Origin of the sequence: Blastococcus sp. URHD0036 (assembly GCF_000701365.1) — a bacterium.
GTDB lineage: Bacteria > Actinomycetota > Actinomycetes > Mycobacteriales > Geodermatophilaceae > Trujillonella.
This window is the reverse complement of record NZ_JNIK01000016.1, coordinates 146,148-169,028: the sequence shown is the minus strand read 5'-3', so window position 1 is coordinate 169,028 and position 22,881 is coordinate 146,148. Positions and strand designations below refer to the sequence as shown.

General features: G+C 74.4%; 26 protein-coding genes and 1 tRNA gene. 14 read left to right on the top strand and 13 right to left on the bottom strand.

The window, feature by feature from the left end; all coding sequences use genetic code 11:
• The first annotated feature begins 31 nt into the window (after nucleotides 1-31).
• Nucleotides 32-106, top strand: a complete 75-nt coding sequence (locus N555_RS29280) for a 50S ribosomal protein bL37 (RefSeq protein WP_099459150.1) — start codon at nucleotides 32-34, stop codon at nucleotides 104-106.
• A gap of 20 nt (nucleotides 107-126) precedes the next feature.
• Here N555_RS29280 and rsrA read toward each other — a convergent pair whose 3' ends face one another.
• Both rsrA and N555_RS0117155 read right to left on the bottom strand, forming a co-directional pair.
• A complete protein-coding gene (gene rsrA / locus N555_RS0117160) occupies nucleotides 127-483 on the bottom strand; it encodes a mycothiol system anti-sigma-R factor (protein ID WP_029432728.1) in 357 nt (118 codons plus the stop codon).
• Nucleotides 480-1,193: a sigma-70 family RNA polymerase sigma factor gene (locus N555_RS0117155; RefSeq protein WP_231502947.1), complete on the bottom strand. Its 714-nt coding sequence runs from the start codon at nucleotides 1,191-1,193 to the stop codon at nucleotides 480-482. The genes rsrA and N555_RS0117155 overlap by 4 nt, the downstream gene beginning before the upstream one ends.
• Before the next feature lie 247 nt (nucleotides 1,194-1,440).
• Here N555_RS0117155 and ybaK point away from each other — a divergent pair, with 247 nt between their 5' ends.
• Nucleotides 1,441-1,914: a Cys-tRNA(Pro) deacylase gene (gene ybaK, locus N555_RS0117150; RefSeq protein WP_029432726.1), complete on the top strand. Its 474-nt coding sequence runs from the start codon at nucleotides 1,441-1,443 to the stop codon at nucleotides 1,912-1,914.
• Here the strand turns inward: ybaK and N555_RS0117145 are convergent.
• Both N555_RS0117145 and N555_RS0117140 read right to left on the bottom strand, forming a co-directional pair.
• Nucleotides 1,911-3,431, bottom strand: a complete 1,521-nt coding sequence (locus N555_RS0117145; RefSeq protein ID WP_029432725.1) for a fused MFS/spermidine synthase — start codon at nucleotides 3,429-3,431, stop codon at nucleotides 1,911-1,913. The genes ybaK and N555_RS0117145 overlap by 4 nt on opposite strands.
• A gap of 1 nt (nucleotide 3,432) precedes the next feature.
• Nucleotides 3,433-4,179 (bottom strand): SOS response-associated peptidase, encoded by a 747-nt coding sequence (locus tag N555_RS0117140; protein ID WP_029432724.1) that lies wholly within the window; start codon nucleotides 4,177-4,179, stop codon nucleotides 3,433-3,435.
• A 136-nt stretch (nucleotides 4,180-4,315) separates the two neighbouring features.
• On the opposite strand from N555_RS0117140, the gene N555_RS0117135 reads away from it, so the two are divergent.
• The 7 genes from N555_RS0117135 to N555_RS0117105 all read left to right on the top strand — a co-directional run bounded on the left by N555_RS0117135 (nucleotide 4,316) and on the right by N555_RS0117105 (nucleotide 12,751).
• The gene (locus N555_RS0117135) at nucleotides 4,316-5,770 is read left to right on the top strand and encodes an NAD-dependent succinate-semialdehyde dehydrogenase (RefSeq protein ID WP_029432723.1); all 1,455 of its coding nucleotides are present in this window, start codon (nucleotides 4,316-4,318) and stop codon (nucleotides 5,768-5,770) included.
• A gap of 39 nt (nucleotides 5,771-5,809) precedes the next feature.
• Nucleotides 5,810-7,078, top strand: a complete 1,269-nt coding sequence (gene aroA / locus N555_RS0117130) for a 3-phosphoshikimate 1-carboxyvinyltransferase (protein WP_029432722.1) — start codon at nucleotides 5,810-5,812, stop codon at nucleotides 7,076-7,078.
• Complete coding sequence (gene rsgA, locus N555_RS0117125; protein ID WP_029432721.1) at nucleotides 7,075-8,091, top strand: ribosome small subunit-dependent GTPase A; 1,017 nt, start codon at nucleotides 7,075-7,077, stop codon at nucleotides 8,089-8,091. The genes aroA and rsgA overlap by 4 nt, the downstream gene beginning before the upstream one ends.
• A 91-nt stretch (nucleotides 8,092-8,182) precedes the next feature.
• Nucleotides 8,183-8,839, top strand: coding sequence for a GntR family transcriptional regulator (locus N555_RS0117120; protein WP_029432720.1), 657 nt, complete (start codon nucleotides 8,183-8,185; stop codon nucleotides 8,837-8,839).
• 70 nt (nucleotides 8,840-8,909) lie between these two features.
• On the top strand, nucleotides 8,910-10,343 hold the full coding sequence (atzF, locus tag N555_RS0117115) for an allophanate hydrolase (protein WP_029432719.1): 1,434 nt from the start codon (nucleotides 8,910-8,912) through the stop codon (nucleotides 10,341-10,343).
• Entirely contained in the window at nucleotides 10,340-11,047 is a 708-nt protein-coding gene (locus tag N555_RS0117110) for a cysteine hydrolase family protein (protein ID WP_029432718.1), read from the top strand. The genes atzF and N555_RS0117110 overlap by 4 nt, the downstream gene beginning before the upstream one ends.
• 27 nt (nucleotides 11,048-11,074) lie before the next feature.
• Nucleotides 11,075-12,751, top strand: a complete 1,677-nt coding sequence (locus N555_RS0117105) for a hypothetical protein (protein WP_034511223.1) — start codon at nucleotides 11,075-11,077, stop codon at nucleotides 12,749-12,751.
• A 48-nt stretch (nucleotides 12,752-12,799) separates the two neighbouring features.
• On the opposite strand, the gene N555_RS0117100 is transcribed toward N555_RS0117105, so the two are convergent.
• The gene (locus N555_RS0117100; protein ID WP_051684181.1) at nucleotides 12,800-13,537 is read right to left on the bottom strand and encodes a hypothetical protein; all 738 of its coding nucleotides are present in this window, start codon (nucleotides 13,535-13,537) and stop codon (nucleotides 12,800-12,802) included.
• A 119-nt stretch (nucleotides 13,538-13,656) separates the two neighbouring features.
• The gene (locus N555_RS0117095; RefSeq protein ID WP_231502935.1) at nucleotides 13,657-14,205 is read right to left on the bottom strand and encodes a DUF2087 domain-containing protein; all 549 of its coding nucleotides are present in this window, start codon (nucleotides 14,203-14,205) and stop codon (nucleotides 13,657-13,659) included.
• A 43-nt stretch (nucleotides 14,206-14,248) separates the two neighbouring features.
• On the opposite strand from N555_RS0117095, the gene hisN reads away from it, so the two are divergent.
• Nucleotides 14,249-15,052: a histidinol-phosphatase gene (gene hisN / locus N555_RS0117090; protein WP_029432714.1), complete on the top strand. Its 804-nt coding sequence runs from the start codon at nucleotides 14,249-14,251 to the stop codon at nucleotides 15,050-15,052.
• A 2-nt stretch (nucleotides 15,053-15,054) separates the two neighbouring features.
• On the opposite strand, the gene N555_RS0117085 is transcribed toward hisN, so the two are convergent.
• Together N555_RS0117085 and N555_RS0117080 are read right to left on the bottom strand one after the other, a co-directional pair.
• Nucleotides 15,055-15,516 carry an XdhC family protein gene (locus tag N555_RS0117085; protein ID WP_029432713.1) on the bottom strand — a complete coding sequence of 154 codons (462 nt, stop codon included), beginning with the start codon at nucleotides 15,514-15,516 and terminating at the stop codon, nucleotides 15,055-15,057.
• Nucleotides 15,513-16,520, bottom strand: coding sequence for an aldo/keto reductase (locus N555_RS0117080; RefSeq protein WP_029432712.1), 1,008 nt, complete (start codon nucleotides 16,518-16,520; stop codon nucleotides 15,513-15,515). The genes N555_RS0117085 and N555_RS0117080 overlap by 4 nt, the downstream gene beginning before the upstream one ends.
• A gap of 101 nt (nucleotides 16,521-16,621) precedes the next feature.
• On the opposite strand from N555_RS0117080, the gene N555_RS0117075 reads away from it, so the two are divergent.
• A complete protein-coding gene (locus N555_RS0117075) occupies nucleotides 16,622-18,019 on the top strand; it encodes a cystathionine beta-synthase (RefSeq protein WP_029432711.1) in 1,398 nt (465 codons plus the stop codon).
• Nucleotides 18,016-19,152 (top strand): cystathionine gamma-synthase, encoded by a 1,137-nt coding sequence (locus N555_RS0117070; protein ID WP_029432710.1) that lies wholly within the window; start codon nucleotides 18,016-18,018, stop codon nucleotides 19,150-19,152. The genes N555_RS0117075 and N555_RS0117070 overlap by 4 nt, the downstream gene beginning before the upstream one ends.
• On the opposite strand, the gene N555_RS0117065 is transcribed toward N555_RS0117070, so the two are convergent.
• Both N555_RS0117065 and N555_RS0117060 read right to left on the bottom strand, forming a co-directional pair.
• A complete protein-coding gene (locus N555_RS0117065) occupies nucleotides 19,145-19,330 on the bottom strand; it encodes a ferredoxin (RefSeq protein WP_029432709.1) in 186 nt (61 codons plus the stop codon). The two genes, N555_RS0117070 and N555_RS0117065, sit on opposite strands and share 8 nt — an antisense overlap.
• Nucleotides 19,327-20,607, bottom strand: coding sequence for a cytochrome P450 (locus N555_RS0117060; RefSeq protein WP_231502927.1), 1,281 nt, complete (start codon nucleotides 20,605-20,607; stop codon nucleotides 19,327-19,329). The genes N555_RS0117065 and N555_RS0117060 overlap by 4 nt, the downstream gene beginning before the upstream one ends.
• A 103-nt stretch (nucleotides 20,608-20,710) precedes the next feature.
• Between N555_RS0117060 and N555_RS0117055 the strand changes: the two genes are divergently transcribed.
• Nucleotides 20,711-21,220: a VOC family protein gene (locus tag N555_RS0117055; RefSeq protein ID WP_029432707.1), complete on the top strand. Its 510-nt coding sequence runs from the start codon at nucleotides 20,711-20,713 to the stop codon at nucleotides 21,218-21,220.
• Between the two features lie 31 nt (nucleotides 21,221-21,251).
• Here the strand turns inward: N555_RS0117055 and N555_RS0117050 are convergent, their stop codons facing one another.
• Nucleotides 21,252-21,536, bottom strand: a complete 285-nt coding sequence (locus tag N555_RS0117050) for a GNAT family N-acetyltransferase (protein ID WP_029432706.1) — start codon at nucleotides 21,534-21,536, stop codon at nucleotides 21,252-21,254.
• Nucleotides 21,537-21,623: 87 nt separating this feature from the next.
• Nucleotides 21,624-21,697: transfer RNA gene (locus N555_RS0117045), tRNA-Met, on the bottom strand.
• Nucleotides 21,698-21,795: 98 nt separating this feature from the next.
• Between N555_RS0117045 and N555_RS0117040 the strand changes: the two genes are divergently transcribed.
• A complete protein-coding gene (locus N555_RS0117040; RefSeq protein ID WP_029432705.1) occupies nucleotides 21,796-22,134 on the top strand; it encodes a hypothetical protein in 339 nt (112 codons plus the stop codon).
• Between the two features lie 7 nt (nucleotides 22,135-22,141).
• Here the strand turns inward: N555_RS0117040 and N555_RS0117035 are convergent, their stop codons facing one another.
• The gene (locus tag N555_RS0117035) at nucleotides 22,142-22,819 is read right to left on the bottom strand and encodes a hypothetical protein (protein WP_029432704.1); all 678 of its coding nucleotides are present in this window, start codon (nucleotides 22,817-22,819) and stop codon (nucleotides 22,142-22,144) included.
• Between the last annotated feature and the right edge of the window lie 62 nt (nucleotides 22,820-22,881).

Sequence of the window (22,881 nt, the reverse complement as noted above, 5' to 3'; positions counted from 1 at the left end):
TCCTCCACCGACCAGGGAAAGGAGGGCAGCGATGTCCAAGCGTGGACGCAAGCGCCGCTCCCGCAAGGGCAGCAAGGCCAACCACGGCAAGCGGCCCAACGCCTGAGCGCGGGAGCGCCCCGCCGCTCAGGCGGTGGGGCGCTCGCCGCTCCGCTCGGTGATGATCTCGGTCGTCACCCGCTCGACGCTGACCGTGGTGCCGTCCTCCTCGAAGGAGACGGTGGTCAGCTGGGTCTTGATCCGGTCGCGCAGCCCGACCGGCGGCTGGTCGCCCCCGCAGCGGCGGCGGACCAGCGCCTTGAACTCCTGCTCGATGCCGAACTGCCGCAGACACGGCGAGCAGTCCTCGAGGTGCTCGGCGATGACCGCCCGGCGGGCGTCGTTCGTCTCGTGGTCGAGGAACTCGAAGACGTGGGTCAGGACGTCGTCGCAGGAGTTGATCCCGATGGGGTCCTCGTGCCCGTGCCCGGCGTGATCGCTCACGACTGCTCCTCCCCGGCACCGGCCCGGACGAAGCCCCGCTCGCGGGCGTAGTCGGCCAGCAGCTTCTGCAGCCCCCGGCGGCCGCGGTGCAGGCGGGACATCACCGTGCCGATGGGCGTGCCCATGATCTCGGCGATCTCCTTGTAGGCGAAGCCCTCGACGTCGGCCAGGTAGACCGCGAGCCGGAAGTCCTCGGGCAGCTGCTGCAGGGCCTCCTTGATGTCGGAGTCCGGCAGGTGGTCCAGCGCCTCGATCTCGGCCGACCGCAGACCGCTGGAGCTGTGCTCCTCGGCGGCGTAGAGCTGCCAGTCCTGGATCTCGTCGGTCGGGTACTGCTGCGGCTGCCGCTGCTTCTTGCGGTAGCTGTTGATGTAGGTGTTGGTCAGGATCCGGTACAGCCAGGCCTTGAGGTTGGTGCCCTCGGCGAACTGGTGGAAGGCCGAGTAGGCCTTCACGAACGTCTCCTGGACCAGGTCCTCGGCGTCGGCCGGGTTCCGGGTCATCCGCAGCGCGGCCGGGTACAGCTGGTCGAGGTACGGCAGGGCGTCGCGCTCGAAGCGGGCGTCACGCTCGGCGCGGGTCTCGGCGACCTCGGTGCGGCTGCCACCCTCGCGGGCGTCGGGTACCTCGACGGGAGCGCCGACGACGGGAGCACCGGCTCCGTCCAGCGGCGTGCTCGTGGGCTCCGTGCTCGTTGGCTCCTGGGCCACCGACCGTCCTCTCTGCGCACCCCGGACGCGGGGTGTCACCTCGGACGATCCTAGTCGCGCGGCATCGGGGCGGCCCGGCGGACGGCGGTGCAGGGCGGGACCGGCGCCGGCCCGGGCACGGGCGGTCGGGAGGGTGCTGCTCACGGCCGGTGCAACCGAGCGGGCGGGATCCCGATTCCCGGCCGCCGGGAAACCCGCGCCGGACGGCTGCCGGCCCTCGAGAGACCCCTCGCTAGGCTCCCGCGACGTGGCGGCCACCCCCGCGGTCCGGGTCCTGGAGAAGGCGCGGGTGGCGCACACCCTGCACCCGTACGACCCCGAGCACCCGTCCGACCAGGGGCACGGCGAGGCCGCGGTCGCCGCGCTGGGGTCCGATCCGCGCCAGGTGTTCAAGACGCTGGTCACCCGGGTCGACGGGGTGCTGACCGTCGCCGTCGTCCCGGTGGCGACGACCCTCGACCTCAAGGCGCTGGCCGCCGCCGTGGGCGGGCGGAAGGCCGCGATGGCCGACCCCGCCGACGCCGAGCGCACCACCGGCTACGTGCTCGGCGGGATCAGCCCGCTGGGTCAGCGCAAGGCGCTGCCGACGGTGGTCGACGACTCCGCGCTGGCCTTCCCCACGGTGCTGGTGAGCGCCGGCCGCCGGGGGCTCCAGGTGGAGCTGCCGCCGGCCGACCTGGTCCGGCTCACCCGCGCCCGCACCGCTCCCGTCGGGCGCTAGTCCGCGGCGCCGTAGGGCGTCAGCAGCTGGTCCACCGGCGCCTCGTCGTCGGTGAGCACCCGGGCGTCGCCGACGAACGCGTCGAGTTCCGCGCCCTCGGCCACCTGCCAGGCCAGGTCGCGCTCCGGCAGCGCGTCGGTGATCGCCTCGACCGGGAGCGTCCGCCGCGAGGCGACCGCGACGACGTTGCCGCCGTCCTCCCCGGCGAGCACGGGGGCGCGCGCCAGCAGCAGGACGTGCGGGAAGACGGCGCGCAGGGTGGCCAGCTCCGCGCGGACGAAGTCCAGCGGCGGGTGGTCGATGAGGTTGACCACGTACACGCCGTCGTCGGTGAGCGCCGCGTCGATCTCCTCCAGCGCCTCCCGCGTGGTCAGCTGCCAGGGCACCGACAGACCGCCGAAGGCGTCGCCGACCACCAGGTCGCGCCCGCCGGCCGGCTCGTCGGCCAGCCCGATCCGCGCGTCGACGACCCGCACCCGCAGCTCGTCGGACGTCTCCAGGCCTAGCTGCTCCCGGTCGATGTCGACCACCCCCGGGTCCACCTCCAGCACCAGGCTCTCGGTGCCCGGCCGCGCGTGCGCGAGGTAGCGCGGGACCGTGAGGCCGCCGCCGCCGAGGTGCAGCGCGGAGATCGGCTCCGCCGCCGGCGCGACGACGTCGGTCACCGATGCGATGGCCCGCACGTACTCGAACTCCAGGTGCGTCGGGTCGTCGAGGTCGACGTAGGAGTGCCGCAGCGTGTCGAGCAGCAGCAGCCGGCCGGACGGCCGCTCGGGGTCGGCCTCCACCCGCGCGCAGTGGTAGGAGGTCTCCTCCTCGCAGGGCGAGGGTGCGAGCGCGGCCAGGAGGGTCCCGGCGACGGCGAGCACCAGCAGGGCCACCGGCAGCCGGCCGGCCCCCTCGCCCGTCCGCCGCAGGTACACCGCGGCCGCCACCCCGGCGACGACGGTGACCAGGCCGGTGCCGACGAGGATGCCGCTCGTCGGGAACACCGCGACCAGCACGAAGCCGGTGAGGAAGGTCGCCGCGATGCCGCCGAGCGTGCCGATCCCGGAGAGCCGGCCGACGACGACGCCGGTCTCGTCGAGGCTGGCCAGCTGCAGCTTCACGACCATCGGCGGGACCGCGGACAGCAGCGCCGCCGGGACGACGATCGCGACGAAGGCCAGCAGCAGCACGCTCCCGGCGTCGGCTCCGCTGAACGCCTCCCCGGTGAACCGCACCAGCGGGAGCACCGCGACCACCAGCGCTCCCCCGGCCACCACCAGGGGCGGGATGAGCCGGCGGGGGTCCACCCGGTCGGCGAGGGTGCCGCCCGCCCAGGCCCCGACGGCGATGGCGGCGAGGGCGAACCCGATGACCGCGGTGTTGGTCTGCAGGGTGATGCCGACGTAGGGGGCGATCAGCCGGAGTCCGGCGATCTCCAGCACCAGCACGGCGCCGGAGCACAGGAACGTCAGGCCGGCCGCGATCCAGGCCGGGAGGGCGCGGGCGCCGGCGGGGGCGGGGGCCGTCACCTCAGAACAGGGCCGGCTGGTCGGCCGGTTCGCTGACCGACTCCGAGCGCTCGGTGAGCTGGGCGCCGTTGTTCTTCACGCTGTTGACCATCGGGCTCACCGGCCGCAGCTCCAGCGCCTCGACCACCTCGGGCGGGGTCGGCTGCGCCAGCGCCGCGACGTCGTCCCGCGCCGGGTCGAGCCAGTCGGCCCAGCGGTCGGGCGGCAGCACCAGCGGCATCCGGTCGTGGATCTCGGTCAGCGCACCCTGCGCCGGCGCGGTGATCACGGTGCAGGTGTACAGCCGGTCGTCGCCCTCGCCCCACACCTCCCACAGCCCCGCCATCGCGAGCACCGACCCGTCGGCCGGGGTGATGAAGTACGGCTGAGTGCCCGGCCGGTCCAGCCGCTTCGCCCACTCGTACCAGCCGTCGGCCGGCACCAGGCAGCGCCGCGAGGCCGCGGCCCGGCGGAAGGCCGGCTTCTCCGTCAGCGACTCGACCCGGGCGTTGAGCAGGCGGTTGCCGATCGACGCGTCCTTGGCCCAGGACGGCACCAGGCCCCAGCGGACCTCGCGCAGCTCCCGGTGCCCGCCACCGGTCAGGGCACCCTCGGCGTCGCGCTCGCGCTTGTGCCGGACGACGTAGACGTCCTTGGTCGGCGCGACGTTGTAGTCGGCCGGCAGGGGCTTCTGGCCCTCCACGGGGACCGCCTCGAACTCGACCACCAGGTCCTCGGGACGGCGGCTCGCGGCGTAGCGACCGCACATGGGCGGCTCCTCCCTGAAGGGGCGTCGGCTCCTCCGAGCCTAGGTGCGCACACCGACAGGCCGCGCCGCGTGCGGAGCGGTGCTCCCCGGGTAGGGACCGGGGAGCACCGCACGAGGACGAGACGAGGATGAACGCGTGACCGCGACAGAGACCCAGCAGGCCAAGACAGCGAGCGACTCCGCTTCCCGGAGGTACGCGACGGTCAACCCCTTCACCGGCGAGACGGAGAAGGAGTTCGACTTCACCCCGACCGAGGCCATCGACGGCATCATCGGCCGGGCGCACGGCGCCTACCGGGAGTGGGCGCAGCGGCCGGTCGCCGACCGCGCCGCCGTCGTCCGGCGGGCCGCCGAGCTCATGGACGAGCGCCGCGACGACCTCGCCGCGCTCATCACCACCGAGATGGGCAAGCGCAAGGAGGAGGCGACCGGCGAGCTGTACCTGTGCTCGATGATCCTCAAGTACTACGCCGACAACGGCCCCGGCTTCCTCGAGCCGACGTCGATCACGCCGCTGATGGGCAAGGGCGAGGCGGTCGTGGAGACCCGGCCGATCGGGGTCCTCCTGGCCATCGAGCCGTGGAACTACCCCTTCTACCAGGTGGTCCGCGTGGCCGGCCCGAACCTGGTGCTGGGCAACACGGTGATCCTCAAGCACGCCGAGATCACCCCGCAGTGCGCCGTCGCCATCGAGCAGCTGTTCACCGACGCCGGCGCGCCCGAGGGCGTCTTCACCAACACGTTCCTGCGTATCGACGACGTCGAGCAGGTCATCGCCGACCCGCGCATCCAGGGCGTGACGCTGACCGGCAGCGAGCGGGCCGGCAGCTCCGTCGGCTCCCTGGCCGGCAAGTACCTGAAGAAGTCGGTCCTCGAGCTGGGCGGCAGCGACCCGTTCATCGTGCTCGACGCCGATGACATGGCCGCCACGGTCAAGGCCGCGACGTCCGGCCGGATGCAGAACACCGGCCAGGCCTGCACGGCGTCCAAGCGGCTGATCGTCACCGAGGAGCACTACGAGCCGTTCGTCGAGGGGCTGAAGCAGGCGTTCTCGACCTTCTCCCCCGGCGACCCGGCCGACCCGTCGACGTCGCTGGCCCCGCTGTCGAGCGAGCGCGCGGCGCAGGACCTGCACGCGCAGATCCAGGACGCCATCGACAAGGGCGCCACCGTCGTCGCCGGCGGCAAGCGCCCCGACCGCCCGGGCGCCTTCGTCGAGGCGACGATCCTCACCGACGTCACCCCGGAGATGCGGGCCTTCCGCGAGGAGCTGTTCGGCCCGGCCGCCGTCGTCTACAAGGTGAAGGACGACGAGGAGGCCGTCGCGCTGGCCAACGACAGCGACTTCGGCCTCGGTGCGACCGTCATGAGCGGCGACGTGGACCGCGCGCGGGCGGTGGCCGAGCGGCTGGAGGCCGGCATGGTCTGGATCAACCAGCCGACCGGCTCCTCCCCCGAGCTGCCCTTCGGTGGCGTGAAGCGGTCCGGCTACGGCCGGGAACTCTCGGAGCTGGCCATGTTCGAGTTCGCCAACCGCCGCTTGGTCCGGACGGTCCCCGTGCGGAAGGCCGAGAAGCCGATCAGCGGCTGACGGTGCGGGCGCGTGTGCGCGCTCGGGCAGACTGAGGGGGTGCCCGAGGTCTGGCCGGCGCCGCACGCGCCCTCCCCCGTCGACGCCGTCGTCGTGCTGCCCGGGTCGAAGTCGATCACCGCGCGCGCGCTGGTCCTGGCCGCGCTCGCCGACGGGCCGAGCCGGCTGCTGCGGCCGCTCCGCGCCCGCGACACCGACCTGATGGCCGCCGCGCTGCGGGCGATGGGCACACGGATCGACGACGACGGCACCGACCAGGTCGTCACGCCGGCCCCGCTGCGCGGGCCCGCCGGGGTCGACGCCGGTCTGGCCGGCACCGTGCTGCGCTTCCTCCCGCCGGTCGCCGCACTGGCCGACGGTCCGGTCCGGGTCGACGGCGACCCGCGGCTGCACGAGCGGCCCAACGCCGGCCTGATCGCGGCGCTGCGCGCCCTCGGCGTCGAGGTGGACGACGCCGGCCGCGGCCGGGCGCCGTTCACCGTGCACGGCACCGGCGGCGTCCGCGGCGGGGCGGTGACCGTCGACGCGTCGGAGTCCTCGCAGATCGTCTCCGGCCTGCTCCTGGCCGCGGCCCGGTTCGACGAGGGTCTGGACCTGGCGCTGGCCGGCGGGCTGCCGTCGATGCCGCACGTCGAGATGACGGTGACCACGCTGCGCGAGCACGGGGTCGAGGTCACCGCCACCGACCGCGGCTGGCGGGTGGCGCCCGGGCCGATCCGCGCGCTGGACCGCACCGTCGAGCCCGACCTGTCCAACGCCGCCCCCTTCCTGGCCGCGGCCGTGGTGACCGGCGGACGGGTGACCGTGCCGGACTGGCCGGCGGTCACCACGCAGCCCGGCGCGCAGCTGGACGGGCTGCTCACGGCGATGGGCGCGTCCGTCGAGCGCACCGACGCCGGGCTGACCGTCACCGGCTCCGGGCCGATCCGGCCGCTGGTCGCCGACCTCGGTGAGGTGGGCGAGCTGACGCCGGTCCTGGCCGCGCTGTGCGCGCTCGCCGACGGGACCTCCCGGCTCACCGGCATCGGTCACCTGCGCGGGCACGAGACCGACCGGATCCAGGCCCTCGACGAGGTGCTCACCGCCGTCGGCGCCCGGGTGCAGCAGCTGCCCGACGGTCTGGTCGTCGAACCCGGTCCGCGCCGGCCGGCGGTGCTGGACAGCTACGCCGACCACCGGATGGTGCACGCCGCCGCCGTCCTCGGGCTGGTGGTCGACGGGGTGCGGGTGACCGGCGCCGACGCGGTGACCAAGACGCTGCCGGACTTCCGGGAGCGGTGGGCGGCGATGCTGGACGGCCCGCGGTGAGTCGCCGCCTGGACAGCCGCTCCGACGAGGACGACGTCCGGCAGCGGCCCGGCAAGCACGGCTCGCGACCACGCACGCGCACCCGGCCGGCGCACGAGGACGCCGTCCCGGGTCTCGTGGTCGCCGTCGACCGGGGCCGGATGACCGTGCGCGTCGAGGGCCCCGACGGCGGCCCGGTCGACGTCACCTCGATGCGGGCGCGGGAGCTCGGCAAGCACGGCGTCGTCGTGGGCGACCGGGTCCGGATCGTCGGCGACACCAGCGGCCGGACCGACAGCCTGGCCCGGATCGTCACGATCGAGGAGCGGACGACGTCGCTGCGGCGCACCGCCGACGACACCGACCCCACGGAGCGGATCGTCGTCGCCAACGCCGACCTGCTCGTCGTCGTCACCGCGGTGACCGATCCGGATCCGGCGTACGGGTTCCTCGACCGCTGCCTCGTGGCCGCCTACGCCGGCGGCCTGGAGCCGCTGCTGTGCCTGACGAAGACCGACCTGGCGAGTCCGCAGCCGCTGCTGGACCGGTACGCCGGCCTCGGGCTGGACGCGGTCGCGATCTCCCGCGAGCTGCCGCTGGACGCCCTGCTCGACCGGCTGACCTCGCGGATCAGCGTGTTCGTCGGGCAGTCGGGGGTGGGCAAGTCCACCCTGGTCAACCGGCTGGTCCCGGACGCCTTCCGCGCCACCGGGGACGTCAGCAAGATCGGCAAGGGCCGGCACACGTCGTCGTCGGTGGTCCTCTTCGACCTCCCCGGCGGGGGGATGGTCATCGACACCCCGGGCATCCGCTCCTTCGGGCTGGCGCACGTGACCTCGGCCGACGTGGTGGCCGCGTTCGACGAGATCGCGGAGGCCGCCGTCGACTGCCCGCCGCTGTGCGGGCACACCGCCGAGGACCCCGAGTGCGCACTCGACGCGTGGGCGGCCGCCGGCCCTCCGGCCCGGCTCGAGCAGCTCGCGGCGCTGCGGGTGCTGCTCGGCGCGGTCGGCCAGGTCGGCCCCGGCTACTGAAGAAGGGCCTCCCTGCCCCCCACCACTCGCAGGCTCGCGGCGGGCCCCTGCAGGGAGGCCATCGGAGCACCGGGTTCCTAGACTCCCCCCTGTGCTTGCCGCAGGTGCCCTCGAGCAGCCCAGCCTGGTCGAGCTGACGACGCATCGGCTGCGGGCGGAGATCCTCGCCGGGGACCTGGCGCCGGGCGCCCGCGTCGTGGAGGAGCAGCTGTGCCGCCGGTACGGCATCAGCCGGGCGCCGCTGCGGGAGGCGCTGCGGCTGCTGGCCGAGCAGGGGCTCGTCGAGCACCTCCCCCGCCGCGGTGTCCGCGTCTGCGACTGGTCGCCGGCCGACATCCGCCAGCTGTTCGAGATCCGCCACGTGCTCGAGCGGCACGCCGTGCTCAGCGCGCTCCCGCTCGTCCCGGCCGACGGCGACCCGCTGGCCCCGGTCCGGCAGCGCCTGGCCGCCATGCACGAGGCCGAGGAGCGCGGTGACCGCCTGGCGAAGGACGACGCCCACCGCGCGTTCCACGCCGCCGTCGTGGGGCTGGCCGGGAACCGGCAGCTGGAGCTGACGCTGGCCCCGATCCTGCTGAAGCTGCAGCTGCCGATGGCCGTCAACCTCCGGCGGGAGGCCGAGCTCCACACCCCCGGTCTCGGGCTGGAGCGGCACGCGGCGATCCTCGCGGCGCTGGAGTCCGATGTGCCCGAGACGGTGCTCGACGCCCTCGACCGGCACGGGGAGCTGGCCTACCTCCCCCTGTGAGGACCCGGCCACGCACTCGTAATGGTGCTGGTGGAGCGGCCGTAACGCAGGACTGTCGACAATCGACGGCGTGCCAGAACGAGCGTCCGGGCCGCGGCCCACGCCGCCGATCCCCCACCTGCTGACCGCGCTGCGGTCCGGTTCCACCACCCCGCTGGGCATCGCCGACGGGCTCGCCGACACGGTCGAGCGCCGCGGGGACGACGGCGTCTGGATCACGGCGGTCGGCCGGGATGCGCTGCGGGCGCGGGCCGGGCACCTGGCGTCGACGCCGGACGCGGACCGCCTCCCGCTGTTCGGCGTCCCGTTCGCCGTCAAGGACACCCTGGACGTCGCCGGGATGCCGACCACGTGCGCCTGCCCGGAGTACGCCTACGTCCCCGACACCACCGCGCCGGCGGTCGCCCGGCTGCTCGAGGCCGGAGCGGTCCTGGCCGGCAAGACGAACCTCGACCAGTTCGCGACCGGTCTCAACGGCACCCGCTCGCCGTACGGGATCCCGGAGAACGTCTTCGGCGGCGGTCTGGTCCCCGGCGGGTCCAGCTCCGGCTCGGCCGTCGCGGTGGCGACCGGGCAGGTGCCGTTCGCGGTGGCCACCGACACCGCCGGCTCCGGCCGGGTCCCCGCCGCGCTCAACGGCATCCTGGGGTTCAAGCCGACCCGCGGCCTGATCAGCACCGTCGGACTGGTCCCGGCCTGCCGTTCGCTGGACTGCGTCAGCCTCATGGCCACCACGGTCGACGACCTGCGCCGGGTCCTCGACGTCATGGCCGCGGTCGACCCCGCCGACCCCTGGTCGCGGCCCCGGCAGCACCGGTCGGTGTCCGCTCCGCGGATCGGGCTGCCCCCGTCGGGCGACCTGGAGTTCCTCGGCGACGAGCCGATGCGCCGGGCGCACGAGGCGGCCCGCGCGGCGCTGCCCGGGGTCGGCCCGGTGTCCGAGGTGCCGGTCGCCCCGTTCCTGCGGGCCGGCGAGCTGCTGTACCAGGGGCCGTGGGTCGCCGAGCGGCTGCTGCAGTTCGCCGACTTCCTGGCCGCGGAGCCCGAGGCGGTGCACCCGGTCGTCGCGGACATCATCGCCGGCGGCGCGGCGTACACGGCCGTCGACGTCTTCCGGGCGGAGTACCGGCTGCAGGAGCTGCGCGCCGAGGTCGCCCGCCTGTGGGCCGAGGTCGACGTCGTCGTCCTCCCGACGATCCCGACCACGTTCACCGTGACCGAGGTGCTCGCCGACCCCGTGGCCACCAACACCGCCCTGGGCACCTACACCCACTGCGGCAACCTGCTCGACCTCTGCGCCGTCGCCGTGCCGGCCGGGCTCACCGACGACGGCCGGCCCTGCAGCCTCATGGTGCTCGGGCCCGCCGGAGCCGACGACGTCGTCCTCGGCGTCGCCGCCCGCCTGCTGGGCGAGGCGCTGCCGCCAGCTCCCGAGGCGCCGCGCGACTCCCGGCCCGCCCTCGTCCTGCCCGCCCGCCGACGATCCCTGGAGCGACGCCCATGACTGCACCGCCGACCGTCCCCGCCGAGCCCGGTCCGTTCCCGCTGCCCGAGGGGAGGGTGGCGCTGCTGCTCATCGACATGCAGCGCGACTTCCTCCTCCCCGGCGGGTTCGGCGAGAGCCTGGGCAACGACGTCTCCCAGCTGCAGCGCGTCGTCCCGCCGCTGCAGGAGCTGCTCGCCGCCGCCCGCGCCGCGGGGCTCCTGGTCGTGCACACCCGCGAGGGCCACCTGGCAGACCTCTCGGACTGCCCACCGGCCAAGCTCCGGCGCGGCGCCCCCAGCAAGCGGATCGGCGACCCGGGGCCGTACGGCCGGATCCTGGTCCGCGGCGAGTTCGGGCACGACATCGTCGACGAGCTCTCCCCGCTGCCCGGCGAGGCGGTGATCGACAAGCCCGGCAAGGGCGCCTTCTACGCGACCGGCCTCGGTGCGCTGCTGGAGGAGGCCGGTATCACCCACCTGCTGGTCACCGGCGTCACCACCGAGGTCTGCGTGCACACCACCGTGCGCGAGGCCAACGACCGCGGGTTCGACTGCCTGGTCGTCGCCGACTGCGTCGGCTCCTACTTCCCCGAGTTCCAGCGCGTCGGCCTGCAGATGGTCAGCGCGCAGGGCGGCATCTTCGGCTGGGTCGCCGACTCGGCCGCCGTCCTGAGCGCCCTCGACCCGGCCCGCTCCCCCGCTCCCGCCCCGTCCGCCGTCTGAGCCCGCCCCCCACCAGTAGGAGCCGTCATGAGCACGAACACGTCCGCTCCCCCGCGTGCGGGGGCCGTCGCCTGGTGGACCCGCGGGGACACCAACGCCTTCTTCGGGCTGGCGTTCAACATCCTGGTCAACGTCCTCACCCTGACCGGCCTGATGATCGCCGTCGTCGGGGTCCCGGCGGAGGACGTCCTCGGGACGGTCCTTCCCGCCCTGGGCGTCGCGCTCGTCCTCGGCAACGTCTACTACACGCACCTCGCCCGGCGGCTGGCCCGGCGGGAGAACCGCACCGACGTCACGGCGCTGCCCTACGGCCCCTCGGTGCCGCACATGTTCATCGTGGTCTTCGTGATCATGCTGCCGATCTACCTGGAGACCGACAGCTTCCTGAGGGCCTGGGAGGCGGGCCTGGCCTGGGCGTTCGTGATCGGGATCATCGTGCTGATCGGGGCGTTCGTCGGCCCCTACATCCGCCGGGTCACCCCCCGCGCCGCGATGCTGGGCACGCTGGCCGGCATCTCGCTCACCTTCATCGCGATGCGGCCGGCCGCGCAGATGTGGGAGTACGCGTGGATCGGCCTGCCGGTCCTGGCGATCATCCTGATCGGCTTCTTCACCGACGTCCGGCTGCCGGGCAACATCCCGGTGGGCCTGGCGGCCCTGCTGGTCGGGACGGCGATCGGCTGGATCGGCGGCGCGATGTCGGTGCCCGACGTGACGGCGGCGGCGAAGGACATCGCGTTCGCCCTGCCGGACATGCGGATCGACATGCTCCTCGACGGCCTGTCCGACCTGGCGCCGCTGCTGGCGACCGCGATCCCGCTCGGCGTCTACAACTTCACCGAGGCGATGAGCAACGTGGAGAGCGCCGCGGCCGCCGGGGACTCCTACAACCTGCGCAGCGTGCTCCTGGCCGACGGCGCCGGCGCGGTCATCGGTTCCGCCCTGGGGTCCCCGTTCCCGCCGGCGGTCTACATCGGCCACCCCGGGTGGAAGGACGCCGGCGGCCGCGCGGGCTACTCGATGGCCAGCGGCGTCTTCATCGCCGTCCTGTGCTTCCTCGGCCTGTTCGGCCTGCTGTCGGCGCTGCTCCCGCTGCCGGCGATCGTGCCGATCCTGCTGTACATCGGCCTGCTGATCGGGGCGCAGGCGTTCCAGGCCGTGCCGCGGATCCACGCCGCCGCGGTGGTGATCGCGATCCTGCCGAACATGGCCTCGTGGGCCGCCGGGCTGATCGACAACTCGCTGGCCGCAGCCGGGACCAGCGCGGCCGAGGTCGGGAACGACGCCCTCAACGGCGCCGGCGTCGTCTACGACGGGCTGAACACGCTGGGCCAGGGAGCGGTGCTCGCCGGCCTCGTCCTCGGCGCGATCACCACGTTCATCATCGACAAGCGCTTCGTCCACGCCGCCGTGGCCGCCGGCGTCGGCACGGTGCTGAGCTTCATCGGCCTGATCCACGCGCCGAAGGTCGAGTGGGCGGCCGACCCCCAGGTGGCGCTCGGCTACCTGCTGTTCGGTGTGGTCTGCCTCGGCTACGGCCTGATCAGCCGGAACGCGCCGGACGCACCCGCCGGGCCGCTGGACGAGGAGCCGGCCCTGCACGCGGAGCACGCGGCCACCCCGCCGGCCGCCGACGCCGAGCCGGTCGGGACGCCGGAGCTGCCCGCACCCCGGGCGACGGCGGGGGCCGCCGAGCCCGCCTGACCGACCGGCGCCGGGATCCCTGCCGTGCGGCAGGGGTCCCGGCGCCGGCTACTGCCTGCCGGGCCGGGGGACGGCACTCCAGCCGTGCTCCGGCGGTCGGGGCGGTTCGACGAACAGGGCGTCGTCCGTCGGCTCGTCGACGGCCTCGATCAGCACCTCGTGCCCGTCCCCGGCATAGGTACCGTCGAGCGCCTCGGTCAGCACGCACACCCCGGTGCCGACGTCGAGCCGGACCCGGGTCGCGGTCGGGTAGACCACGTCGGCGAACCGCTGGGCGGCGTCGTCGTACTCCAGCCGGTCGATGCACGGGTCGTGCAGCAGGGAGCAGCAGGCACAGCGGGGCTCGTAGGTGGCCGTCGCCGCGACGACGGCCTCCCACGCCGGGCGCCCGCCGTGGTCGACCTCGTGCACGTCCTCGATCCGCAGCGGCGGGCCGGCGGGCCCACCGGTCTCCCGGTCCTGCCCGTCCGCGAGCTCGACCGGGTCGAGCAGGGCGACGAAGAAGTAGTTCTGCCACATCGGGTCGCCGTCCCGGTCCAGGTACTCCCGGGCCCCGGCGACCAGCCCGTCGGCGCGCAGCACGGGGGCCGGCCGTCCGGCACCCGCACGCCCGTGGACGACCTGGACCAGCGTCCCGTCGATGGTCTCGACCCGGAGGGCGTCCGGGCGGCGCAGCGTGGCGCGGACCGCCCCCGCTGAGCGCGTCTGCCGGAACGTGAACCGCAGCGTCGACCACAGCCACGGCGAGGACCGGGCCAGGGCGCGGAAGTCGTCGGCGTCGGGCACCGGACGAGTGTGGAGCCAGGAACCGGCGCGGTCGACCGAGTTCGGGCGTTGTCCCGCGATCGGCCAGACGGCCGGGCAGAGTGGCCGGCAGAGGGACAACGCCTGTCGCGCCGCCAGGCTCAGACGTCGACCCAGCCGCCGCTGCGCCAGTAGACCCCGGCTTCGCGGGTGAGCAGCCCCGCGTCGACCAGGTACCGCCGCAGCGCCGCGGTGTCGGGGTGCCAGACGGCCAGCAGGGCGTTGACCTCCCGCTCGGGGTAGCGGACGCCGGCGTCGAACACCCGGACCAGGTGCTCGAGCACCACCCGCCGCTTGGTCGCCTGCGCCGGGATCGAGACCAGCCGGCCGTCCCGGACGAACGCCGACAGGACGGCGTCCTCGGCGGGGTCGTCCGACAGCGGCTCGGGCCGGGGCGCGGACTCCGCCGCGGCGCGGGCAGCGGCACCGAACCGCTCGGTCAGCAGCTCCAGCGCGTGCCGGTCGCGGCGCACGAGCCCGGCGCGGGCCAGCCGCCGGGCGGCCAGCGCGACGTCCTTGAGCGAGAGCCCGGAGGCCTCGGCGACCTCCTCGATCGTCCCCGCGCCGAGCGCCAGCGCCGCCACCACCTTGAGGCGGGTCGGGTCGGCGAGCAGCCCCGCGACGGTCATCGCGTCGGGTCTGGCGTCCACACCTGCGACGGTAACCAGCCCGGGCCCGCTAGGTTCGGTGTCCATGACGTCGGGGCGCGACCACACCGGGGACATGCACCTGGCGCACGTACTGGCCGATCAGGCCGACTCCATCAGCATGGACCGGTTCAAGGCACAGGACCTCCAGGTCGACACCAAGCCGGACCTCACCCCGGTCACCGACGCCGACCGGGCCGTCGAGGAGCAGCTGCGGATCACCCTGGCCCGCGCCCGGACCCGCGACGCCGTCCTCGGCGAGGAGATGGGCACGACCGGGCACGGGCCGCGCCGCTGGGTGCTGGACCCCATCGACGGCACCAAGAACTTCGTCCGCGGCGTACCCGTCTGGGCCACGCTCATCGCCCTGTTCGACGGCGACGAGCCGGTCGTCGGGCTCGTCTCCGCGCCGGCGCTCAACCGGCGCTGGTGGGCGGCCAAGGGCGTGGGCGCCTGGACCGGCCGGCGCCTGGAGTCCGCGACCCGCTGCCGGGTGTCGGGGGTGGCCGAGCTGGCCGACGCGAGCCTCAGCTACTCCTCCCTGTCGGGCTGGGAGGAGCGCGGCATGCTCGACGGCTTCCTCGACCTGACCCGCGACGTGTGGCGCACCCGCGCCTACGGCGACTTCTGGAGCTACGTGCTGCTCGCCGAGGGCGCGGTCGACGTGGCCTGCGAGCCCGAGGTCTCCGTGTGGGACCTCGCCGCGCTCGACGTGATCGTGCGCGAGGCCGGTGGCACCTTCACCGACGTCAGCGGGACGCCGGGCCCGACCGGCGGCAGCGCCCTGGCCACGAACGGGCTGCTGCACGAGGCGGCCCTGGCCCGCCTGAAGCCGCCGACCTCCGCCTGAGCTCAGGCTGGGCGGCCGTGCGCCTGGCCGCCGGCGCGGCCGTTCCGGTCGGCCAGCAGCCCGGCGAGGGTGCTGAGCGCGATCTCCGCGGGCGCCTTCGACCCGATGTCGAGCCCGATCGGGCGGTGCACCCGCGCGATGTCGGCCGCCGGCACACCCAGCGCGGTCAGCGCCGCGATGTGCGGGCCCTCGTGCCGTGGGTTGCCCATCAGCCCGACCCAGCGCGCCGGGCCGGCCAGCACGTCGCGCAGCACCTCGCCGAGCTCCGGCCGGTGGTGGTCGGTGACGACGACGTCGGCGGCCTCGACGGGGACGTCGAGATCCTCGATCCGGAGCGCCCCGGCCCCGCGGTCGGGATCCGGGTCGAGCAGCGCCGTCCGGTAGCCCAGCTCCGGCGCCCAGCGCAGGAGCACGTCGGCGACGGGTGAGGCGAAGACGGCGACGAGGACCCGCTCGGCGCTCACGCGGCCCTCCGCTCCGGGCTGTCGCCGTAGCCGGGCGCCACGGCGCTGTACCGCGCGCCCGCCGCGACGTCGGGCGGGGCGATCTCGGCCAGCCGGCGCAGGTCGTCGTCGGTCAAGGTCACCGCGAGGGCGCCCACGTTCTCCTCGAGGTAGCTGCGGCGCTTCGTGCCGGGGATCGGGACGACGTCCGGCCCCTGCGCCAGCACCCACGCCAGCGCCAGCTGCCCCGCCGTGGCACCCCGCTCCTCCGCCATCGCGCGGACGGCCTCGACCAGCCGCAGGTTGGCCGTGAAGGCCTCGCCCTGGAACCGCGGCATGCTCCGGCGGGCGTCGTCGTCCTCGAAGTCGGCCGGGCTGGTGATCGCACCGGTGAGGAACCCGCGACCGAGCGGGCTGTACGGCACGATGCCGATCCCGTGCTCCCGGGCGACCCCCAGCACCTCCACCTCGAGGTCCCGGGTCCACAGCGACCACTCGCTCTGCAGCGCCGCGATCGGGTGCACGGCCACCGCGCGGCGGATCGACGCGGCGCTGGCCTCCGACAGCCCGAGGTGGCGCACCTTGCCCTGCTGCACGAGCTCGGCCATGGCGCCCACGGTGTCCTCGATCGGGACCGTCGGGTCGACGCGGTGCTGGTAGTAGAGGTCGATGGTGTCGACGCCCAGCCGGCGCAGGCTCGCCTCGGCGCAGGCCCGCACGTTCTCCGGCCGGCCGTCGATCCGCATCCGGCCCTCCCCCCGGGAGAGCGAGAACTTCGTGGCCAGCTGCACCTCGTCGCGGCGGCCGTCGATCGCCTCGCCGACGAGTTCCTCGTTGTGCCCGTCGCCGTAGACGTCAGAGGTGTCGAGGAAGGTCACGCCGAGGTCCAGCGCCCGGGCGATCGTCGCGATCGACTCCGCGCGGTCGGCGGCTCCGTACATCTGGCTCATGCCCATGCAGCCGAGTCCGAGGGCCGGCACCTGCAGCCCGTCGCCGAGCGTCCGGGAGGGAGGAGACGAGGTCATGGCCCCATCCTGGCCCTGCGCAGCGCGGGCGGCCGGGACGGGGGGCGGGTGGTGGGATGGGGGCGGGCGCCTGCCGCGGGCGCCGCAGAGGAGGAACCGCCGTGCAGTACGCCGAGTCCGTCGTCGACCTGGTCGGCGACACCCCGCTGGTCCGGCTGCGGTCGGTCACCCGCGATCTGGGCCCCGACGCGCCCCTGGTGCTGGCCAAGGTCGAGTACCTCAACCCCGGCGGGTCGGTGAAGGACCGCATCGCCGTCCGGATGGTCGACGCCGCGGAGGCCAGCGGGGCCCTGCAGCCGGGCGGCACGATCGTGGAGCCGACCAGCGGCAACACCGGAATCGGCCTGGCGCTGGTCGCCCAGCAGCGCGGCTACCGGTGCATCTTCATCTGCCCCGACAAGGTCGGCCAGGAGAAGATCAACGTCCTGAAGGCCTACGGCGCCGAGGTCGTCGTCTGCCCCACCGCCGTCGACCCGTCCGATCCGCGCTCGTACTACTCGGTGTCCGACCGGCTGGCCCGCGAGACGCCCGGCGGCTGGAAGCCCGACCAGTACTCCAACCCGGCCAACCCGCAGTCGCACTACGAGACGACCGGCCCGGAGATCTGGGCGCAGACCGAGGGCCGGATCACCACCTTCGTCACCGGCATGGGCACCGGCGGCACGATCAGCGGCATCGGGCGGTACCTGAAGGAGGTCTCCGGCGGCCGGGTGCGCATCGTCGGCGCCGACCCCGAGGGCTCGGTCTACTCCGGCGGCACCGGCCGGCCGTACCTGGTCGAGGGCGTCGGCGAGGACTTCTGGCCCTCGACCTACGACCGGGAGATCGCCGACCAGATCATCCCGGTCTCCGACGGCGACTCGTTCGCGATGACCCGGCGGCTGGCCCGCGAGGAGGGCCTGCTGGTCGGCGGCTCCTGCGGCATGGCGGTCGCGGCCGCGCTGCGCGCCGCCGAGCAGCTGACGAAGGACGACGTGATGGTGGTGCTCCTGCCCGACGGCGGTCGCGGCTACCTGAACAAGATCTTCAACGACGACTGGATGGCCGACTACGGGTTCCTCGACTCGACGACCTCGGGCGAGACCGTCGGCGAGCTGCTGCACGCGAAGTCCGGCGCGACCCCGACTCTGGTGCACACCCACCCGAAGGAGACCGTCCGCGACGCCATCGACATCCTCCGCGAGTACGGCGTCAGCCAGCTGCCGGTCGTGCGCGCCGAGCCGCCGGTGACCGCGGGCGAGGTCGTGGGCTCCGTCGACGAGAAGGTGCTGCTCGACGCCCTGTTCGCCGGCCGCGCCTCGCTCGCGGACCGGGTGGAGACGCACATGTCGGCCCCGTTGCCGATCATCGGCTCCGGTGAGGCGGTCAGCGCCGCGGTGGCCGCCCTCGGCTCGGCCGACGCCCTGCTCGTGCACGTCGACGGCAAGCCCGCCGGCGTCGTCACCCGGCAGGACGTGCTCGGCCACCTGGCGGGCCTCGCGCCTACGGTCGGCGCATGACGGGTTTCAGCACCAGGGCCATCCACGCCGGGCAGGACCCCGACCCGGCGACCGGGGCGGTGGTGCCGCCGCTGCACCTGACGACGACGTACAAGCAGGACGGCGTCGGCGGGCTGCGCGGCGGCTACGAGTACAGCCGCAGCGCCAACCCCACCCGGACCGCGCTGCAGGAGGCGCTGGCCGCCCTCGAGGAGGGCAGCCGCGGCCTGGCCTTCGCCTCCGGCCTGGCCGCCGAGGACACCCTGCTGCGCACCGTCTGCTCCCCCGGCTCCCACGTCGTCCTGGCCGGTGACGCGTACGGCGGCACGTTCCGGCTGCTGTCGAAGGTCGCCGCGCGCTGGGGGGTGGAGCACACGCCGGTCGACCTGGGCGACCTGTCCGCCGTCCGTGCGGCGATGCGCGACACGACCGCCGTCCTGTGGTGCGAGACGCCGACCAACCCGCTGCTCAACATCGCCGACATCGCCGGGCTGGCCGAGATCGCGCACACGGCCGGGGCGCTGCTCGTCGTCGACAACACCTTCGCCTCGCCCTACCTGCAACGGCCGCTGACCCTCGGCGCGGACGTCGTCGTCCACTCGACGACGAAGTACCTGGGCGGGCACTCCGACGTCGTCGGCGGCGCGCTCGTGGTGGCCGACCCCGACCTCGCCGAGCAGCTGGCCTTCCACCAGAACGCCATGGGCGCGGTCAACGGCCCCTTCGACGCCTGGCTGGTGCTGCGCGGGATCAAGACCCTGGGCGTCCGCATGGACCGGCACTGCGCCAACGCCGAACGGGTCGTGGAGTTCCTCTCCGCGCGGCCCGAGGTGTCCGCCGTCCTCTACCCCGGACTGCCCGAGCACCCCGGCCACGCGATCGCGGCCCGGCAGATGTCGGCCTTCGGCGGGATGGTGTCGGTCCGGCTGGCCGGCGGCGAGGAGGCGGCGCTCCGGCTCTGCGAGCGCACCGAGCTGTTCACCCTCGCCGAGTCCCTGGGCGGGGTCGAGTCGCTGGTCGAGCACCCGCACCGGATGACCCACGCCAGCGCCGCCGGGTCACCGCTGGAGGTGCCGTCCGACCTGGTGCGGCTGTCGGTGGGCATCGAGGACGCCGAGGACCTGCTCGCCGACCTGGAGCGGGCCCTCAGCTGAAACTCAGCGCGCCGCTGGGGCACCCCCGGACCGCCTCGGCGGCCGCCGCCGGGTCGTCCGGCTCGGCCTGCAGCACCTGGAGCACGCCGTCGTCGTCCAGCTCGAACACCGCCGGCGCGACGTGCTCGCACACGCCGCTGCTGATGCACCGCTCGCGGTCCACCTGCACCCGGGTCACCGCGGGAGCCGCGCCGGGAGCCGCTTGAGGCCGTTGACGAAGGAGGACTGCAGCCGCGCCGGGGGTCCGACCACCTCGAGGTCGGGCAACTGCTGGAAGATCGTGCGGAAGGCGACGGAGATCTCCCGCCGGGCGAGGTGCGCGCCCAGGCAGAAGTGCGGGCCCTTCGACCCGAAGCCGACGTGCGGGTTGGGGTCGCGGGCCAGGTCGAACCGGTGCGGGTCGGCGAAGACGGCGGGGTCGCGGTTGGCCGCGGCGTAGAACAGCAGGAACTTGGTGCCCGCCGGGAACGACCGGCCGGAGAGCTCGACGTCCTGGGTCGCCGTCCGGCGCATCCAGGTGATCGGGCTGGTCCAGCGCACGATCTCCTCGACCGCCGTCTTGTCGAGCCCGGGGTCGGCGGCCCAGCGGTCGCGCTGGTCGGGGTGCTCCGACAGCGCCAGCACGCCCTGGGAGATCGCGTTGCGGGTGGTCTCGTTGCCGGCGACCAGGAGCAGGATGAAGAAGCTGGCGATCTCCTGGTCGGTGAGCCGCTCGCCGTCGACCTCCGCGTTCACCAGCGCCGTCGTCAGGTCGTCGGCCGGGTGGCTGCGGCGCTCGACGGCCATCCGCGTCATCAACCCGGAGAGCAGCGCCCCGGCGGTGAGGAAGGCCTCGACGGCGTGCTCCTCGCTCTCGATGAGCTCAGGGTCGCCGCCGGACAGGATCACGTTGGACTCGTGCAGCACCATCGCGCGGTCCTCGTCGGGCACGCCCATGAGGTCGCAGATGACCCGCAGCGGGATGGGTGCGGCGAGGTCCGCGACGACGTCGATCGTGCCGTCGCCCTCCTCGGCGGTGCGCCGGGCCCGGGCGACGACGTCCTCGGCGACCGCCTGCACGGAGCCGACCAGCCCCTCCAGGATCCGCGGGGTGAAGGCCTTGGCCACGATGCGGCGGATCTTGGCGTGCCGGGGGTCGTCCATGCTGATCAACGAGCCGTAGAACTCGTTGAGGTCCGGCGGCATGTCCTGGATCGACACCGCGCCCGCGCCCGAGGAGAACAGGTCCGGGCGGCAGCTGATCGCCTCGAGGTCGGCGTAGCGGGTGACCGCGTGGTAGCCGGGCCCCACCGGGAGGTACGGGATCTCCGGCTCGGCGAAGAAGGCGAACGGCGCCTCGGCCCGCAACTGGTCGAGGACGGCGTGCTTCACCTCGGGCGGCTGCGCCCAGAACGTCCGATCGGAGAGGTCGACGGCCTCCAGCCCGGATCCGGACGGGACGACGGGTGCGGACAACGGACCTCCAGGGATCGGTGCGCGAACCCCCTCACGGTGGCCCGGGTCACATCCGTCGTCAAGCTCCCTGCCGCACGGGTCGCGACGCGGGAGGATCGACGGCATGAGCACTCCCGAGCACCGGCCGGATCCCGCCGCTGTCGAGGCCGAGCGGGCGCGGCTGCGTGCGGCCCACCTGCACCCGGCTGCCGAGCGCCCGCCCTCGACCGCGCGGGGCCTGCACCACACCGCGCTGATCAGCTCCGACGTCGAACGGACGGTCCGCTTCTACCAGGACGTGCTCGGCTTCCCGCTCACCGAGCTGATCGAGAACCGGGACTACCCCGGCTCCTCGCACTTCTTCTTCGACATCGGCAACGGCAACCTGATCGCCTTCTTCGACTTCCCCGGGCTGGACGTCGGCCCCTACGCGGAGGTGCTCGGCGGCCTGCACCACATGGCGATCAGCGTGGAGCCGGGCCGCTGGCAGGAGCTCGTGCAGCGGCTGGCCGACGCCGGCGTGCCGCACGAGGTGCACAGCGGGGTGTCGGTCTACTTCCGCGACCCCGACGGTGCGCGCATCGAGCTGATCGCCGACCCGCTCGGCGAGATGTACGGCCAGCACGTGCTCTGAGCCGCGACCGGGCCGGCGGGTCGGCGACGGCTCAGGAGGCGTCGACGAGGTCGGCGTACTCCGGGTGCTTGCCGATCCAGCCGCGGACGAAGGAGCACTGGGCCACCACGCGCCGGCCGTGGGCCCGGACGTCGTCCAGGGCGCCGCGGACGAGCTTCCCGCCCACTCCGGTGCCCTCGGCCTCGGGCTCGACCTCGGTGTGGGTGAACACGACGCGGTCGCCCTCGCGCCGGTAGGCGGCCAGGCCGAGCCGGCGGTCGCCGTCGCGGATCTCGTAGCGGGAGGACTCGGGGACGTCCTGCACGGTGGGTTCCATGCCGGGCCCCAACCCGGGCGGGGGGCCGGGTGTTCCCCCGGACACGACGAAGGCCCGGTCACCGTCGTGACCGGGCCCTCGTGCCAGTAGCGGGGACAGGATTCGAACCTGTGACCTCTGGGTTATGAGCCCAGCGAGCTACCGAGCTGCTCCACCCCGCGTCGGGTGACACCACTGTACACAGCGTCCGGAGCGCGGCTCGACGGGCCCCGAGCGCGCCTCCCGGAGGGTGACCATCTGGCGACTTAGAGTCGCCGCCGTGGGTGCGGAGTCGACGGTGGCCTTCCTCCGCCGCCCGAAGCCGGTGGAGGTGTTCCACCGCGACCGCTGGCGGATCGGCGCCCTGCTGGGCTGGCGGCACGACGCCGACGGCACCTGCTGGCTCCGGGTGAGCGCACTGGTCGACGGCTACCGGCGGACGGCGTGGGTGGGGATCGACACGGTCCGGCTCCCCGTCCCGCCGCCGCGGGTCTCGGACGACACCCGGCTGCTGCGGCACGGCGACCGCCCTCCGCGGCCGATGCCGCCACCCCCTCGCCCGCGGCCCGGCTCGGACCGCCCCGGGCTCGGCACCCAGCTGGAGCCGGCCGGCCGCTGACGGCCCGTCAGGGCGGCAGGATGTTGATCACCCGGGACAGGACCACGACGAGGACCCCGAGGGAGATCACCGACTGCAGCGCCATCAGACCCTTGCTCCGGAGGGTCAACGGCAGCGTGTCGGTCGGGCTGAAGGCGACGACGTTGGTGAACGCGACGTACAGGTAGTCGCCGAAGTGCGGCCGCCAGCCCGCCGCGGCGAGCTCCGGCGCCGCCGTCTGCGGGAACTGGAAGTCGGGGAACGGGGTGGGCACGGCGATGCGACCGGCCGGTCCCCCGCCGTCCAGCTGCCAGTAGAACAGCCCGAACATGACCACGTTGGCCAGCAGGACCAACCCGGCGGCGACCAGGAGGCGGCCCACCGTCGGAGGGGCGCCGTCGACGTCGCCGTTGTCGAGGACCAGCGAGACGAGCCGGCCGGCGGCGGCGGCGTTGGCCGCGACCAGCACACCGAACAGGACCAGGACCGTCGAGCGGGCGCTGCGCGGGACCGGACCGCGCTGGGCCGCGATCACGACGAGGACCAGGAGCATGAGGCCCTCCACGGCCGGGACCACCAGCGGCGGCCCCAGCCGGTCCCGGGCCGGGACGAGGACCTGGAGCAGGATCACGACCAGCACCGCGAGCAGCGGCCACGTGAAGCTCTCCGGTCTCGCCGCGGCCCTCCCCGGCTCGGCTGCTCCCACCCGACCAGCGTCGTCCCGACCGGGAGCAGCGGCGTCACCCCGACCGGGCTACCCGACGGGGT

What these genes read in the sequence shown, in the direction of transcription:
- hisN (WP_029432714.1), top strand. Translation starts at nt 14,249, where the DNA reads ATGACGTCGGGGCGCGACCACACCGGGGACATGCACCTGGCGCACGTA.
- N555_RS0117080 (WP_029432712.1), bottom strand. Translation starts at nt 16,520, where the DNA reads ATGACCTCGTCTCCTCCCTCCCGGACGCTCGGCGACGGGCTGCAGGTG.
- N555_RS0117070 (WP_029432710.1), top strand. Translation starts at nt 18,016, where the DNA reads ATGACGGGTTTCAGCACCAGGGCCATCCACGCCGGGCAGGACCCCGAC.
- N555_RS0117055 (WP_029432707.1), top strand. Translation starts at nt 20,711, where the DNA reads ATGAGCACTCCCGAGCACCGGCCGGATCCCGCCGCTGTCGAGGCCGAG.
- N555_RS0117110 (WP_029432718.1), top strand. Translation starts at nt 10,340, where the DNA reads ATGACTGCACCGCCGACCGTCCCCGCCGAGCCCGGTCCGTTCCCGCTG.
- N555_RS0117050 (WP_029432706.1), bottom strand. Translation starts at nt 21,536, where the DNA reads ATGGAACCCACCGTGCAGGACGTCCCCGAGTCCTCCCGCTACGAGATC.
- N555_RS0117105 (WP_034511223.1), top strand. Translation starts at nt 11,075, where the DNA reads ATGAGCACGAACACGTCCGCTCCCCCGCGTGCGGGGGCCGTCGCCTGG.
- N555_RS0117140 (WP_029432724.1), bottom strand. Translation starts at nt 4,179, where the DNA reads ATGTGCGGTCGCTACGCCGCGAGCCGCCGTCCCGAGGACCTGGTGGTC.